The sequence below is a fragment of the Streptomyces sp. NPDC030820 genome, from assembly GCF_055572075.1.
On the sequence record NZ_JBVIEB010000012.1, the window covers coordinates 1 to 14,850 of the forward strand.

11 protein-coding genes are annotated in these 14,850 nt (G+C 71.3%); 9 read left to right on the forward strand and 2 right to left on the reverse strand.

Annotation, left to right across the window (positions count from 1 at the left end; translation table 11 throughout):
- From ACZ418_RS29785 to ACZ418_RS29805, 5 genes are all read left to right on the forward strand, one after another.
- Positions 1–440 (forward strand): alpha-glucosidase C-terminal domain-containing protein (locus ACZ418_RS29785; RefSeq protein ID WP_468368971.1); only part of this gene is annotated, 440 nt, incomplete at its 5' end.
- A complete protein-coding gene (treS, locus tag ACZ418_RS29790) occupies positions 437–2,155 on the forward strand; it encodes a maltose alpha-D-glucosyltransferase (RefSeq protein ID WP_468368974.1) in 1,719 nt (572 codons plus the stop codon). The genes ACZ418_RS29785 and treS, both read left to right, overlap by 4 nt.
- Before the next feature lie 31 nt (positions 2,156–2,186).
- Complete coding sequence (locus ACZ418_RS29795) at positions 2,187–3,551, forward strand: maltokinase N-terminal cap-like domain-containing protein (RefSeq protein WP_468368976.1); 1,365 nt, start codon at positions 2,187–2,189, stop codon at positions 3,549–3,551.
- A gap of 4 nt (positions 3,552–3,555) precedes the next feature.
- Positions 3,556–5,757 (forward strand): 1,4-alpha-glucan branching enzyme, encoded by a 2,202-nt coding sequence (gene glgB / locus ACZ418_RS29800; protein ID WP_468368978.1) that lies wholly within the window; start codon positions 3,556–3,558, stop codon positions 5,755–5,757.
- A 92-nt stretch (positions 5,758–5,849) separates the two neighbouring features.
- On the forward strand, positions 5,850–6,938 hold the full coding sequence (locus ACZ418_RS29805; RefSeq protein WP_468368981.1) for a glutamate--cysteine ligase 2: 1,089 nt from the start codon (positions 5,850–5,852) through the stop codon (positions 6,936–6,938).
- Between the two features lie 10 nt (positions 6,939–6,948).
- Here ACZ418_RS29805 and ACZ418_RS29810 read toward each other — a convergent pair whose 3' ends face one another.
- On the reverse strand, positions 6,949–7,182 hold the full coding sequence (locus tag ACZ418_RS29810) for a DUF6480 family protein (protein ID WP_468368984.1): 234 nt from the start codon (positions 7,180–7,182) through the stop codon (positions 6,949–6,951).
- Between the two features lie 148 nt (positions 7,183–7,330).
- Here ACZ418_RS29810 and ACZ418_RS29815 point away from each other — a divergent pair, with 148 nt between their 5' ends.
- From ACZ418_RS29815 to ACZ418_RS29830, 4 genes are all read left to right on the forward strand, one after another.
- The gene (locus ACZ418_RS29815; protein ID WP_468368986.1) at positions 7,331–9,229 is read left to right on the forward strand and encodes an AMP-dependent synthetase/ligase; all 1,899 of its coding nucleotides are present in this window, start codon (positions 7,331–7,333) and stop codon (positions 9,227–9,229) included.
- 166 nt (positions 9,230–9,395) lie between these two features.
- Positions 9,396–9,830 carry an ATP-binding protein gene (locus tag ACZ418_RS29820; RefSeq protein WP_468368989.1) on the forward strand — a complete coding sequence of 145 codons (435 nt, stop codon included), beginning with the start codon at positions 9,396–9,398 and terminating at the stop codon, positions 9,828–9,830.
- A 201-nt stretch (positions 9,831–10,031) separates the two neighbouring features.
- Positions 10,032–11,408: an NAD(P)/FAD-dependent oxidoreductase gene (locus ACZ418_RS29825; RefSeq protein ID WP_468369605.1), complete on the forward strand. Its 1,377-nt coding sequence runs from the start codon at positions 10,032–10,034 to the stop codon at positions 11,406–11,408.
- A gap of 134 nt (positions 11,409–11,542) precedes the next feature.
- A complete protein-coding gene (locus ACZ418_RS29830) occupies positions 11,543–13,765 on the forward strand; it encodes an FUSC family protein (RefSeq protein WP_468369608.1) in 2,223 nt (740 codons plus the stop codon).
- A 19-nt stretch (positions 13,766–13,784) separates the two neighbouring features.
- Here ACZ418_RS29830 and ACZ418_RS29835 read toward each other — a convergent pair whose 3' ends face one another.
- Complete coding sequence (locus ACZ418_RS29835) at positions 13,785–14,639, reverse strand: SigB/SigF/SigG family RNA polymerase sigma factor (protein WP_468368992.1); 855 nt, start codon at positions 14,637–14,639, stop codon at positions 13,785–13,787.
- Positions 14,640–14,850 lie beyond the last annotated feature (211 nt).

A 14,850-nucleotide genomic window follows, 5' to 3' on the forward strand; every position in this document is an offset into this window, starting at 1 on the left:
ACCTGGACTCGGAGAAGTACCAGCTCAAGCCGCGGGACTGGGCGGCGGCCGAGCGTGCGGGCCGTACCATCGCGCCCCTCATCACCAGGCTCAACACCATCCGACGGCAGCACCCCGCGCTACAGCGCCTACGGAACCTCCGCTTCCACCAGACTGACAACGATGCCGTGCTCGCCTACAGCAAGAGCACGGGTACCGACACGGTCATCGTGGTCGTCAATCTCGATCCGCACCACACCCAGGAGGCCTCGGTCTCGTTGGACATGCCGCAGCTCGGCCTGGACTGGAACTCCGCCCTGTCCGTGCACGACGAACTGACGGGCGAGACGTACCACTGGGGCAGGACCAACTACGTGCGCCTGACGCCCGGCAGCGCGCCGGCGCATGTGCTCCACGTCGGGCAGTCGACGCCCCAGAACGAAGGGCCCGCGGCCTCATGACCGTCAACGAACCCGTACCCGACACCTTCGAGGACACGCCGGTCAAGGACCGGGATCCGGAGTGGTTCAAACGGGCCGTCTTCTACGAGGTCCTGGTCCGCTCCTTCCAGGACAGCAACGGCGACGGCATCGGCGACCTGAAGGGTCTGACCGCCAAGCTCGACTATCTGCAGTGGCTCGGCGTGGACTGCCTGTGGCTGCCGCCGTTCTTCAAGTCACCGCTCCGGGACGGCGGTTACGACGTCTCCGACTACACCGCCGTACTGCCCGAGTTCGGTGACCTCGCCGACTTCGTGGAGTTCGTGGACGCCGCCCACCAGCGCGGCATGCGCGTGATCATCGACTTCGTCATGAACCACACCAGCGACCAGCACCCATGGTTCCAGGAGTCGAGGCGGGACCCGGACGGTCCGTACGGCGACTACTACATGTGGGCCGACGACGACAAGCAGTACGAGGACGCCCGGATCATCTTCGTCGACACCGAGGCCTCCAACTGGACCTTCGACCCGGTGCGCGGCCAGTACTACTTCCACCGCTTCTTCTCCCACCAGCCCGACCTCAACTACGAGAACCCGGCGGTGCAGGAGGAGATCCTGGCGGCCCTCAGGTTCTGGCTGGACCTCGGGATCGACGGCTACCGGCTCGACGCGGTCCCCTACCTCTACGCCGAGGAGGGCACCAACTGCGAGAACCTGCCGGCGACCCACGAGTTCCTGAAGCGGGTCCGCCGCGAGATCGACGCGATGTACCCGGACACCGTGCTGCTGGCGGAGGCCAACCAGTGGCCGGAGGACGTCGTCGACTACTTCGGGGACTATCAGTCCGGTGGCGACGAGTGTCACATGGCGTTCCACTTCCCGGTCATGCCGCGCATCTTCATGGCCGTACGACGTGAATCCCGCTATCCGGTCTCGGAAATCCTCGCCAAGACCCCGGCCATCCCGACCGGCTGCCAGTGGGGCATCTTCCTGCGCAACCACGACGAGCTGACCCTCGAAATGGTCACCGACGAAGAGCGCGACTACATGTGGGCCGAGTACGCGAAAGACCCGCGGATGCGCGCCAACATCGGGATCCGCCGCCGCCTCGCGCCTCTCCTCGACAACGACCGCAACCAGATCGAGCTCTTCACCGCGCTGCTGCTCGCGCTGCCCGGCTCGCCGATCCTCTACTACGGCGACGAGATCGGCATGGGCGACAACATCTGGCTCGGCGACCGCGACGCCGTCCGCACCCCCATGCAGTGGACCCCCGACCGCAACGCCGGCTTCTCGACCAGCGATCCGGGACGCCTGTACCTGCCGACGATCATGGACCCGGTCTACGGCTACCAGGTCACCAACGTCGAGGCGTCGATGTCGTCGCCCTCCTCGCTGCTGCACTGGACCCGGCGCATGATCGAGATCCGCAAGCAGAACCCCGCCTTCGGTCTCGGCTCGTTCACCGAACTGCAGTCCTCCAACCCGGCGGTCCTGGCGTTCCTGCGCGAGTACGGCGACGACCTGGTGCTGTGCGTCAACAACTTCTCCCGCTTCGCCCAGCCCACCGAGCTCGATCTGCGGGCCTACGACGGCCGGCACCCGGTCGAGCTGATCGGCGGGGTGCGTTTCCCCGCCATCGGTGAACTTCCCTACCTGCTGACGCTGCAAGGCCACGGCTTCTACTGGTTCCGGCTCACCCGAGTCGCATCCCGCATCGGCCGCCGTCGCTGAACGACCGGCGCCGAGGAAAGGACGCGTCACCATGCCGAAGACCATCACCGACCGACCGAGAACCGCGGTCGGCCTCGACGGGCCGCTGGTCTCGTTGGGCGAGCTGCTGCGCCAATGGCTGCCGAGGCAACGCTGGTTCGCGGGCAAGGACCGGCCCGTCACCGATCTGACAGCGCTCTCCTTGACCGAGCTGTTCCCGGGATGTCTGCATCTGCTGGTGCACGCCTCGCACGCGCCCGTGCCCGCACCGGGCGGCACTCCCCCGCCCGGTGACTGCTACCAACTGCTGCTCGGCCTGCGCGAACACCTCAACCCACGACTGGAGCGGGCCTATATCGGGCGGGCCGAACAGGGCCCGTTCGCCGGGCTCGCGGTGTACGACGCGCTGCACGACCCGCGCTCGGCCAACCTGCTGCTGGAGCGGCTGCGGCAGCCCGGCACGGCCGGCCCGCTGCGGTTCGAGGCCGACCCGGCCGCCCACCTGCCCGGCGGTCTGCCGCCGCGCCTGCTGGACGCCGAGCAGTCCAACTCGTCGATCGTGTACGGCGACGCGTACATCCTGAAGGTCTTCCGCCGGATCCAGCCGGGGGTCAACCCGGATCTGGAGGTGACGGCCGCGCTGGCCGCACAGGGGTGCACCCGGGTACCGGCACCGGTGGCCTGGTTCGGTACGACCGCGCCGCAGCCGGCCACGCTCGGCGTGCTGCAGCCCTTCCTGCCGGACGCGACCGACGGCTGGACGCTGGCGCTGCGCGCACTCGCCGCCGGCGACGACTTCACCGCCGAGGCCCGGGCACTGGGCCGGGCCATGGCCGAGGTGCACCTCGCGCTGGCCGAGGCGTTCCCGCCGGCCGGGCCGAGCGAGAACGGCCATACGGCCGAGGCGATGTGCGCACGGCTGGACGCGGCCGCGCACGCCGTGCCCGGGCTGCTGCCCTTCGTGCCGGGGCTGCGGGCGGCGTTCGGGGCGCTCGCCACCTGTGACTCCGGGCCGCCCGCGCAGCGCATCCACGGGGATCTGCACCTCGGGCAGGTGCTGCAGGCCGGCCGCGACTGGTTCGTCATCGACTTCGAGGGCGAGCCGTCCCGGCCGCTCGCCGAGCGGCAGGTCCCGCAGTCCCCGGTGCGGGACGTGGCGGGGATGCTGCGCTCCTTCGACTACGCGGCCCGGCAGCGCCGCCCCTGGCGACCCGAATGGGCGCGCCGCTGCCGGGAGGCGTTCTGCGCGGGCTACGCGGCCCGCGCCGGCTGGGATCCACGCAAGAAGCACGCGCTGCTGCGCGCGCACGAGACGGACAGGGCGGTCTACGAGGTGCTGTACGAGGCGAGACACCGGCCGGACTGGCTGCCGGTACCGATGGCGGCGATCAAGCGGCTCGCCGTGTGGGGAGGATGACGTCATGGCTCTGCGCGACACCTCGCTCCCGGAGGCCGCCGGCCGCGCGCCGGCCGCGGCCCTGCCCCTGGACGCGGCCGATCGCGGCCGGCTGCTGGGCGGCGCCCACCACGATCCGCACGCCCTGCTCGGCGCTCATCCGGTGCCGGGCGGCACGTTGTTCCGGGCCCTGCGCCCGAACGCGCGCGCGGTGAGCGTCGTGGTCGACGGGATGCGCAACCCCCTTCGCTCGGAGGGCGACGGTCTCTTCGCGGCCGTCCTGCCCTACCCGGAGATCCCGTCGTACACGCTGCTGGTCACCTACGACGACACCGAGCAGGAGGTGCACGACCCGTACCGCTTCCTGCCCGCCCTGGGCGAGCTGGACCTGCATCTGATCCGGGAGGGCCGGCACGAGCAGCTGTGGCAGGCGCTCGGTGCCCAGCCGATGACGCACCAGGGCGTGACCGGCACCCGCTTCACCGTGTGGGCGCCCAACGCCCAAGGAGTGCGGGTGGCCGGGGACTTCACGTACTGGGACGGCACGCAGTACCCGATGCGGTCGCTGGGCGCGTCCGGTGTGTGGGAGCTGTTCCTGCCCGGGATCGGCGAGGGCGCCCGCTACAAGTTCGAGATCACGTCGCGTTACGGCCATCGGTTCCTCAAGGCCGACCCGATGGCGCGGTGCACGGAGGCGCCGCCGGACACGGCGTCGGTCGTCGCGGTCTCGCGGTACGAGTGGGGCGACGCGCAGTGGATGGCCCACCGGGGCGACACGCCCGTGCACCAGGCGCCGTTCTCGGTGTACGAGGTCCATCTGCCGTCCTGGCGGCCCGGACTGACGTACCGACAGCTGGCCGAGGAACTCCCCGCCTACGTCAAGGACATGGGCTTCACGCATGTCGAGCTGATGCCGGTCGCCGGGCATCCGTTCAGCGGCTCCTGGGGCTACCAGGTCACCTCGTACTACGCGCCGACGCCCCGCCTCGGCTCCCCGGACGACTTCAGGTACCTGGTGGACTCGCTGCACCGGGCCGGCCTCGGGGTGATCATGGACTGGGTGCCGGCGCACTTCCCCAAGGACGACTGGGCGCTGGCCCGGTTCGACGGGGATCCGCTGTACGAGCCCGGGAACGCGACGCGCGCCGAGCACCCGGACTGGGGGACGTACGAGTTCGACTACGGCCGCACGGAAGTGCGCAACTTCCTGGTGGCCAACGCGGTGTACTGGTGCCAGGAGTTCCACATCGACGGTCTGCGGGTGGACGCCGTCGCCTCGATGCTCTACCTCGACTACTCGCGGGACTCCGGCCAGTGGGAGCCGAATGTGTTCGGCGGGCGGGAGGACCTGGACGCGGTCGCCTTCCTGCAGGAGATGAACGCCACCGTCTACCGGCGTTGCCCGGGCGTGGTGACCATCGCGGAGGAGTCCACCGCCTGGGACGGGGTGACCCGGCCGACGGACAGCGGCGGGCTCGGCTTCGGGCTGAAGTGGAACATGGGCTGGATGCACGACTCGCTGCAGTACGTCCAGAAGGAGCCGGTGCACCGCAAGTACCACCACAACGAGATGACCTTCTCGATGGTGTACGCCTACAGCGAGAACTACGTGCTGCCGATCTCCCACGACGAGGTGGTGCACGGCAAGCAGGCGCTGGTGTCGAAGATGCCCGGCGACTGGTGGCAGCGGCGGGCCACCCACCGCGCCTATCTGGGCTTCATGTGGGCCCATCCGGGCAAGCAGCTGTTGTTCATGGGGCAGGAGTTCGCCCAGGGTGCGGAGTGGTCGGAGGGCCACGGCCCCGAGTGGTGGCTGCTCGGCGACGACTACCACTCGGCCGGGGACCACCGGGGCGTGCAGGATCTGGTGCGGGACCTGAACACCGCGTACCGGGCGACGCCGGCGCTGTGGCAGCGGGACTCCGATCCGGGCGGGTTCCGGTGGGTGCTGTGCGACGCGGCGGACGACAACGTCTTCGCGTTCCTGCGCTTCGCCGCCGACGGCTCCCCCCTGCTCGCGGTGTCGAACTTCTCCCCGGTGGTGCGGCACGACTACCGGCTGTGGGTCCCCGACGAGATCCCCGCCTGGCAGGAGGAGCTGAACACCGACGACGTCCGCTACGGCGGCAGCGGGGTCGGCGACAAGGGGCTGCTGAAGCCCGAGGACGGGTTCCTGAAGCTCACACTGCCGCCGCTCGCCACGGTCTGGCTGGCACCGGAGCACTGAAAACCACAGGTGTCGGCGGCCCGCCCAGGGGCAGTCGGGGGGCGTAGAACCTCGACTGCCCGTCATGGCATGGACACGGAAGGTGGCACCACGTGCGCACCGTGGGAGTGGAGGAGGAACTCCTTCTGGTCGACCCGGACAGCGGCGAACCGAAGGCGCTGGCGGCGGCCGTCCTCGCCCGGGTCGCCCATGACGATCCGGGGCAGGACGTCTTCGAGAAGGAGCTGTTCCGGCAGATGCTGGAGTTCGCCACGCATCCACAGGTGAACATGGCGGACCTCGGCGAGGAGATCGTGCGCTGCCGCAAGGAGGCGGCGCGGCACGCCGGGGAGCTCGGCTGCGCGGTCGCGGCGCTGGCCACCTCCCCCCTGCCGGTCAGCCCCTCCCTCAGCGTGAACGAGCGCTACGAGTGGCTGGCCGAGCACTACGGCATACCGACCTGGGAGCAGCTGGTGTGCGGCTGCCATGTGCATGTGTGCGTGGAGTCCGACGACGAGGGCATCGCCGTCCTCGACCGGATCCGCCCATGGCTCCCGGTACTGCGCGCGATCAGTGCGAACTCGCCGTTCTGGCAGGGACGGGACACGAGCTACGCCAGCTATCGCAGCCAGGTGTGGAACCGCTGGCCGTCGGCCGGCCCGACCGAGCCGTTCGCGTCGGCCGAGCGGTATCACCGGCGGGTGGCGGACATGGTGGCCACCGGTGCCGTACTGGACACGCGGATGGTCTACTTCGACGCACGGCTGTCCGCCCGCTACCCCACCGTGGAGATCCGGGTGGCGGACGTGTGTCTCGGTGCGGACACCGCCATGCTGATCGCGACGCTGACCCGAGCGCTCGTGGAGACGGCCGCGCGGGACTGGCGGGCGGGCCGGCCGGCGCCCGGCCACAGCGTGAGCCTGCTGCGGCTCGCCGACTGGCAGGCCGCCCGGTTCGGGCTGGAGGAGAACCTGCTCGACCCGGCGGCCATGCGGCCCGAACCCGCCCCGCAGGTGCTGCGGTCGCTGCTGACGTACACCCAGGACGCGCTCACCGCCGCCGGCGACGCGGACCGAGCCGAACAGGGCGTCGCGGAGCTGCTGCGGCGCGGCAACGGGGCGCGCGAGCAGCGCCGACTGCTGGAGCACGGCGGCGGCCTGCGGGAGGTCGTCACCGAATGCGTCCGGCGTACCCAGGGCTGACCGCCCGTGGTCAGACGATCAGCACCAGGGCGTACGCCAGGAAGAACAGCGCGACGAGGGCGACGAGCACGAGGATCAGCGTCAGCGGCGCCTTGGCCCAGCCCCGGGGCGGATTGTGCGTCTCGCGGGGCCCGGCCTCGGGCATGCTGCTCTCGGCGGGCGGTGTCTCGCCGGGCGGTACCGAGCCACCCGGCTCCAGCCCGGTGGTCCGCTCGGGTTCCGGATCAGGGTTCACATGACTCATGTCTGCCGAGTCCCCAGGACACGCCAACATCATCAGTCGATCACGACTTCCCCGTTCCCGGCACCGAACGCGGTTACCTGGGCTACATTCGAGCACCGCCGACACTGAGCCGATCGGCGGTGACCCTCTGTACATCCAGGAGCAGCGCATGCGCGACGTCGCCCTCGCTCCCGCCGTTGCCCCGCCGCTCACCGGCGGCCTCGCCGACAGCGTCTTCGACACCGCGGAGCGCAGTCCCACCCTGCCGGTACTCGCCCATCGCGCGGATTCCGCCGCCACCGTGTGGCAGGAGGTGACGGCCGTCGAGCTGCGCGACGAGGTGGTCGACCTGGCCAAGGGGCTGATCGCCGCCGGGATCTCCCCCGGCCACCGGGTGGCCCTGATGTCCCGCACCCGCTACGAGTGGACCGTGTTCAGCCATGCGCTGTGGGCCGTGGGCGCCGAGGTCGTGCCCATCCATCCGACCTCCTCAAGGGACCAGGTCGAGTGGATCCTGCGGGACGCCGGGTGTGTGGCCGTGGTCGTGGAGGACGAGCAGGGCGTCATGACCGTCGGCACGGTGTGCACCGGGCTGCCGCGGCTGGCCCACGTCTGGCAGCTGGACGCGGGCGCACTGTCCGAACTCGTCGAGCAGGGCACGGTCGTGCCGGACACCACGGTGGAGTCGCTGCGCCGGATCGTGCTGCCGGACGCCACGGCGGCGGTCGTCTACACCTCCGGCACCTCGGGCCGTCCCCAGGGCTGCGCGCTGAGCCATCGCGGCCTCGCCTACCCCTGCGACACACTGCTGGCCGGCTGGCGGCACACTGCGGCCCCGCCGGGCGAACAGCCCTCCGTTCTGGCCTATCTGCCGTTCTCGCACGTGTACGGCCTCATGATCATGCTGATGTGCGTGCGCGGCGGCGTCCTGATGGCGCACGAGCCGGAGCTGACCGAGGCATCGCTCGCCTCGGCGCTGACCACGTTCCGGCCGACGTATCTGTACGGCGTGCCGTCGGTGTTCGAGAAGCTCTACAAGAAGTTCCTGCAGGCGGCCGAAAAGGCGGGCCGGGGCGCCCTGTTCGAGCGGGCCGCGCAGACCGCGCGGGACTTCGCCCAGGCACTGGAGCGGCACCGGCTGGGCACCGGGCCGGGGCCCGGCTTCGAGCTGAGGCTGCAGCACGCCCTGTACGAGCGGACGGTGTACCGCAGGCTGCGCGCGGCCCTCGGCGGGCGGGTGGTGCGCGGCACCTCCGGCGGTTCCTCGCTCAGCCGCGAACTGAGCCTGTTCTACGAGGGCATCGGGGTGTTCGTCCACGACGGGTACGGCCTCACCGAGTCCTCCGGCGGGATCACCATGCAGCCGCTCGGCCGGGAGAAGTCCGGTACGGTCGGCCGGCCGCTGCCGGGCACCGAGGTCCAGGTGGCCGACGACGGGGAGATCCTGGTGCGCGGCCCGTCGGTGTTCCAGGGCTATGTCGGCGACGAGCCGGCGACACGGGCCGCGCTGCGCGGCGGCTGGCTGGCCACCGGGGACATCGGGCAGCTGGACTCCGAGGGCTATCTGACGATCACCGGGCGCAAGAAGGACGTCATCGTCACCAGTGGCGGCAAGAGCGTCGCTCCGGCGCCCCTGGAGCAGCGGCTGCGCATGCATCCGCTGGTCCACCAGGCGGTCGTGATCGGCGACGACCGGCCCTGTGTCGGCGCCCTGATCACCCTGGACCCGGACTTCCTCGCGCACTGGCGGGTCTCCCTGGCACTCCCGGGCGACAGTCCGGGCCGGGAGAGCCGTGAGGAGAACGCGCTGCGGGAGGAGATCGCGCGGGCCGTCGCCTCCGCCAACAGCACCGTCTCCCGCGCGGAGTCCATCCGGGTCTACCGGGTGCTCCCGGAGCCGTTCGCACCGCACAACGGACTGCTCACCCCGTCGATGAAGCTGCGCCGGGACGTGATCGTGCGGCACTACGCCGCCGAGATCGACGCGATGTACCAGGCGCGGTCCCGGGCGGCACGTCTCCCGCAGGAGCCGGCGGACTGGGACGAGCCGGACGACGTCTTCCGCTGACGCCGTCCGCCGGGTCGGGGCATCCGCAGGAGTGATGAGCCGAGGTGGACGGATATCCCGCCCGGCTGCGGGAACTCGCAGGCGTGGGATGAGATCAGCACCGACAGCCGTCCTGGCCGGGGGATCACCGCCACGCCCCCGACCGCCCAGGACCGGGGATTGCGAGATGGCGACGCAGCCACGTGGGGACGACACACCGCACTCGGAGGACGGGTACGAGCGCACCTTCTCCTTCGCCGGTGAACTGTGCAACGTCACGGAGGCCCGGCTCGCGGCGGAGGACTTCCTCTGCGCGCTCGCCACGCAGGCGCCGCCCGCCGCGCCCGAGTACTGGGACGACATACTGCTGGTGGTGACGGAGCTGGCCGCGAACGTGATCCAGTACGCGCCCGGGCCGTTCGGTCTGCGGATGCGCCGCACCTTCGACGGTGTGCATGTGACGATGCGCGACACGAGCACCACCAAGCCGGAACCGCGGCCCTTCCATCCGCGCACGGGCGGCGGCGGCATCGGCTGGCATCTGGTGCACACGCTGTGCACGCAGGTCAGCGTCGTCGTCGACGACGAGGGCAAGGACATCCACGTGTTCCTGCCGTGGTGACCGCGGCAGGTGTACGACGTGTATCTGTGCGACAACCGGTTACTCCAGCCACAGCGGGGGCATGCTGGTGCCCACGCGTTCGTCTGCCTGCCGCACCCGGCTGGCGGAACGGCTCGGGGCACGGTGGGATCAAGGGTGGTGCGCACCGATCCAGGGCAGGCGAACGGCGTCGAGTCGGACCGCCTGGAGCCGCAGAAAGGGATGAACACCGTGACACGACCCAGGATCCTGGTGGTTGGCGCAGGCTTCGCCGGAGTCGCGTGCGTCCGCCGCCTGGAGCGGAAACTCGCCCCCGCCGAGGCCGACGTCACCCTGGTGACGCCGTACTCCTACCAGCTGTATCTGCCCCTGCTGCCCCAGGTCGCCTCCGGCGTGCTCACGCCGCAGTCGATCGCCCTGAGCCTGCGCCGCAGCAAGAAGTACCGCACCCGGATCATCCCGGGTGGCGCGATCGGCGTGGACCTGAGGTCCAAGGTGTGCGTCGTCCGCACCATCACCGACAAGACCGTCAACGAGCCCTACGACTACATCGTGCTGGCACCCGGCAGCGTGACCCGTACCTTCGACATCCCGGGGCTGACCGAGCACGCCTTCGGGTTGAAGACCCTGGCCGAGGCCGCCTACCTCCGCGATCACGTCATCTCGCAGCTCGACCTCGCGGACGCCAGCGACGACCCGGCGGAGCGGGCGGCGCGACTGCAGTTCGTGGTGGTCGGCGGCGGATACGCCGGCACGGAGACCGCCGCCTGTCTGCAACGGCTGACGCACGCCGCCGTACAGCGGTACCCGCGGCTGGATCCCGGCCTGATCAGGTGGCATCTGATCGACATCGCGCCCAAGCTGATGCCGGAGCTGGGCGAGAAGCTCGGCCGCAGCGCGCAGGAGATCCTCGGCCGGCGCGGCATCGAGGTGTCGCTGGGCGTGTCGATCGACAAGGCCGGCGCGGAGGAGGTCACCTTCACCGACGGCCGGGTGGTGCCGACGCACACGCTGATCTGGACGGCCGGCGTGGTCGCCAGCCCGCTGATCGCCACGCTCGGCGCGGAGACGGTCCGCGGCCGGCTGGCGGTGACGGCCGAGATGTGCCTCCCGGGTCATGACGGCGTGTTCGCGCTCGGGGACGCGGCCGCCGTGCCCGACGAGGCCAAGGGAGAGCCGGGCGCGGTCTGCCCGCCCACCGCGCAGCACGCCATGCGCCAGGGCAAGAAGGTCGCCGACAACGTCATCGCGACCCTGCGGGGGCAGCCGCTGACGCCGTATGTGCACCACGATCTGGGTCTGGTCGTCGACCTCGGCGGCAAGGACGCCGTGTCCAAGCCGCTCGGCATCGAACTGCGCGGGGTGCCGGCCCAGGCGGTGGCCCGCGGTTACCACTGGGCGGCGCTACGCACCAATGTCGCCAAGACCCGGGTGATGACCAACTGGCTGCTGAACGCGGTCGCCGGCGACGATTTCGTCCGCACCGGCTTCCAGGCCCGCAAGCCGGCCCGGCTGAAGGACTTCGAGTTCACCGACGCGTATCTGTCACCGGAGCAGGTACGGGCCCGGGTGGAGGGCACGGGCGCCGGCAGCGCCTGATGTGCCGCTGATCGCCGAGGACCGCCGATCACAGGCAGCTCAGGCCGCCGTGCGATGCTGGGTCGGAGATCGATTTCCGGCACGGGAGAGAGCGCGGCGGCGTGAGCACAGCGGGACGACCTGGGCGGGTACGCATGCGGGACCGGCTCGCGGCGTCCGATCCCGGGCTGCTCCGGCTCATCGCGGGACTGCGCACCGTCACCGCGATCGCGCTCACCCTCGCCGTGCTGGCCGCCCTGCGGGTGCCGGTGCCCCACCTGGTCGCCGGTGCCATGGCGGCGATGGTGTCGACCTTCGCCATCCGGGAGAAGCAGCGCTCGGCGCAGGCCGTGACGCTCGCGCTCGGCCTGCCGGTGGCACTGGCGTCGGTGTCGCTGGGCGCACTGCTGAACCAGTGGGTCGTCGTCGGGGACCTGTTCTTCGTCGTCCTCATCTTCTGTGCCGTCTACAGCCGCCGGTTCGGCGACCGCGGCACGGCGCTCGGCCTGATCGGCTTTCAGATCTACTTCCTCTCCCTGTTCGTGCACGCGACCACCGCGGCGCTGCCCGTGCTGTACGGGGTCATCTGCGTGGCCTTCGCGTGCAGCGCCACCGCGCGCTTCGTGCTGCTGCCGCAGACCCCGGCGGGCACCCTGGACCGGCTGCGGCGGGCGTTCCGCGCCCGGCTCGCGCAGCTGATCGCCGTCCAGACCGAGTTGCTGGATGCCGGACCGGACGACGTGGACAAGGTCCTGGACGGTCTGCGCACCGCCACCGCGCGGCTGCACGAGACGGCGCTGCTGATCCAGGGGCGGCTGGAGGACGGCACCTCCGACGCGGCGGCGGCGCGGCTGCTGCAGCGCCGGGTCGCGGACGCCGAGATCGCCTCCGAGCGGCTCGGGCTGCTGCTGCTCACCGCGCGCAGCGCCGAGCGGACCGACACCCTCACCCTGCATCTGCCGGGCGCCGTGCTGCCCTCCGGAGGGGAGCTGCCGGTGCGGGACGAGGCCACGGCGGCGCTGCGCCGTGATCTGCAGGCGCTGCGGCTGCTGATGCTGCGGCCGGTCGGCGAGGCGCGGGGCACCGCGCTCGCCCAGGTGCGCAACCGGCTGCTCGGCTACCGCGAGGAGGAGAACCTGCCGAAGGCCTCGCCGGCCGTGCAGGACGTCTTCCGTGGGCTCGGCGAGGCCGCCCGGGCCTCGCTGGGTCTGCGGGTCGCGCTGGACGGGCCGCAGGACGAGTCCGACGACACTCCGGCGACGACCCGCTCGCGCGAGGAGCTGGACGCGGAGGACGCCGCGATCGAGGCGGGCGAGGAGGCCGAGGCGGAGGAGCCGGGACCGAGCGGTCTGATGCGGCCCACGACACGGGCCGCGGTCCAGGTGGGCGTCGGCTCCGCGCTGGCCATCGCGGGCGGCGAGCTGCTGTCCGGCCGGCGCTGGTACTGGGCGGTGCTGACCTGCTGGATCGTGTTCATCAACACCGCCTCGACCGGCGAGATCCTGGTGAAGGGCTACCGGCGGCTGCTGGGTACGGTCCTCGGCGTGGTGGCCGGCATCGTGCTCGCCGGTCTGGTCGGGCACCACACATGGACGGCGTTCGGCCTGGTGCTGGTGTTCATCTTCGCGATGTTCTACAGCGCGCCCCTGTCGTACACGCTGATGTCGTTCTTCGTGACGGCGATGCTGGGGCTGCTGTACACGCTGCTGAACACCTACAGCATGGCGGTGCTGGTGCTGCGGGTGGAGGAGACGGCGCTCGGCGCGGCCTGCGGGGTGATCGCGGCGGCGGTGGTGCTGCCGATCCGCACCGACCGCCGTACCAACGAACTGCTCGTGACGGTCCTGGACCGGCTCGCCGATGTCACCCGGGCCGCCGTGGACCAGCTGAGCGGCGGGGCGGGCGCCGATCTGGTGGAGCAGGCACGCGATCTGGACCAGGCGCTGGCCGACCTGCGCGCGGCCACCCAGCCGCTGACCCATCCGATCACCCCGCTGCGCTCCCGCCGGGACACCGCCCGGTACGTGGTGGCGCTGCTGGAGACCTGTGCCTACCACGCGCGCTCGCTCGCGGCCACGGCCGAGCTGCTGCCGACGCATCCGTCGATCGCGGCGGATCCCCGGCTGCGCGGGACGTGCGGGAGGATCGTGCACAACATCGAGGCGATCGCCGCGCATGTCGCCGACCCGCGTGCCACGGCGGAGATCGAGACCGGCCCCAGCATCGCCTCGATGCTGGAGCCGGGAACTCTGCGCACCCCGCGCTACGGCCGGGTCACCGACCGGGTGCTGCGCCATCTGCAGCGGCTGGACGAGGCGGTCTCGGGCCTGGCCCGGCCGCTGGGCCTCACCACCGGCGCGGACCGGCCGAAAAAGTGACGGTTCGTCGCCCGTGCCTTCATGCCGGGTCCGTCCCGCACGCGCGTCGGCCCATGGCCTCGTCACGGACGCGGGCGCAGCTGCGGCTGATCAGCCGGGAGACGTGCATCTGGGAGATGCCGAGCCGGTCGGCGATCCGGCTCTGCGTCATGTCCTCGAAGAACCGCATGTAGAGGATGGCCCGTTCCCGTTCGGGCAGCCGGCGCAGTCCCTCCTTGGCGGCCTCGCGGTCGACCACGACGTCGTACGAGGTGTCCGTCGCGCCGAGGGTGTCGGCGAGGCTGTAGCCGTCGTCTCCGGTGGACAGTTCGGCGTCCAGGGACAGGGTGCTGAAGCTCTCCAGGGCCTCCATGCCCGCGCCGACCTCCTCCTCGGTGAGACCGGTGTGGGCGGCCATGGCGGCGACGGTGGGTTCGGCGCTGCCCGGGTGCTGGGTGAGCTCGCGCCGGGCCACGCGCACCCGGTTGCGCAGTTCCTGCACCCGGCGCGGCACCCTCAGGGCCCACATCCGGTCCCGGAAGTGCCGCTTGACCTCGCCGGTGATGGTCGGCACGGCGTAGCTCTCGAACGCCCCGCGGGACGGGTCGAACCGGTCGATGGCCTTGACCAGCCCGAGCGCGGCCACCTGCCGCAGGTCCTCGACGGACTCGCCCCGGTCGCGGAAGCGGCCGGCGATCCGGTGGGCCATGGGCAGCCAGGCGGTGACGAGTTCGTCGCGTACGCCGTCCCGCTCGGGGCCGTCGTCCAGCTGCGCCAGCCGGGCGAACAGCGCCGCGGTGTCGGGGGCGTCGTCATGGGGCCGCCGCGTGGGAGCGGCAGCGGCGGAGTCCGTGGTGGTTGTGCCGGGACGGCTTGTCGGCATGTCGGTCAGCATGCGGATTCGCTCCTGAACGTGGTTTCAGGGCACGCGGCCGAAAGGGGTTCTGGGGCCGGGCCCGAACGGTGGTGTCAGGGTTCGCCGCGGGTCGCTCGCCCGGTCCGACGGGAGGGGGATCCGGGCAGTCGTACGGTTCCCACGGGGCGCGCGCCTCCGGTCCGAAGCACGAGACTCCGCCTGCCCCTCGCTCCGGGGAGCAAACACGCCG

Bases quoted from the DNA above. Each gene is read 5' to 3' on its own strand.
- glgB (WP_468368978.1), top strand. From the start codon at position 3,556: ATGGCTCTGCGCGACACCTCGCTCCCGGAGGCCGCCGGCCGCGCGCCG.
- ACZ418_RS29810 (WP_468368984.1), bottom strand. From the start codon at position 7,182: ATGAGTCATGTGAACCCTGATCCGGAACCCGAGCGGACCACCGGGCTG.
- ACZ418_RS29820 (WP_468368989.1), top strand. From the start codon at position 9,396: ATGGCGACGCAGCCACGTGGGGACGACACACCGCACTCGGAGGACGGG.
- ACZ418_RS29815 (WP_468368986.1), top strand. From the start codon at position 7,331: ATGCGCGACGTCGCCCTCGCTCCCGCCGTTGCCCCGCCGCTCACCGGC.
- ACZ418_RS29795 (WP_468368976.1), top strand. From the start codon at position 2,187: ATGCCGAAGACCATCACCGACCGACCGAGAACCGCGGTCGGCCTCGAC.
- ACZ418_RS29835 (WP_468368992.1), bottom strand. From the start codon at position 14,639: ATGCTGACCGACATGCCGACAAGCCGTCCCGGCACAACCACCACGGAC.
- ACZ418_RS29825 (WP_468369605.1), top strand. From the start codon at position 10,032: ATGAACACCGTGACACGACCCAGGATCCTGGTGGTTGGCGCAGGCTTC.
- ACZ418_RS29830 (WP_468369608.1), top strand. From the start codon at position 11,543: ATGCGGGACCGGCTCGCGGCGTCCGATCCCGGGCTGCTCCGGCTCATC.
- treS (WP_468368974.1), top strand. From the start codon at position 437: ATGACCGTCAACGAACCCGTACCCGACACCTTCGAGGACACGCCGGTC.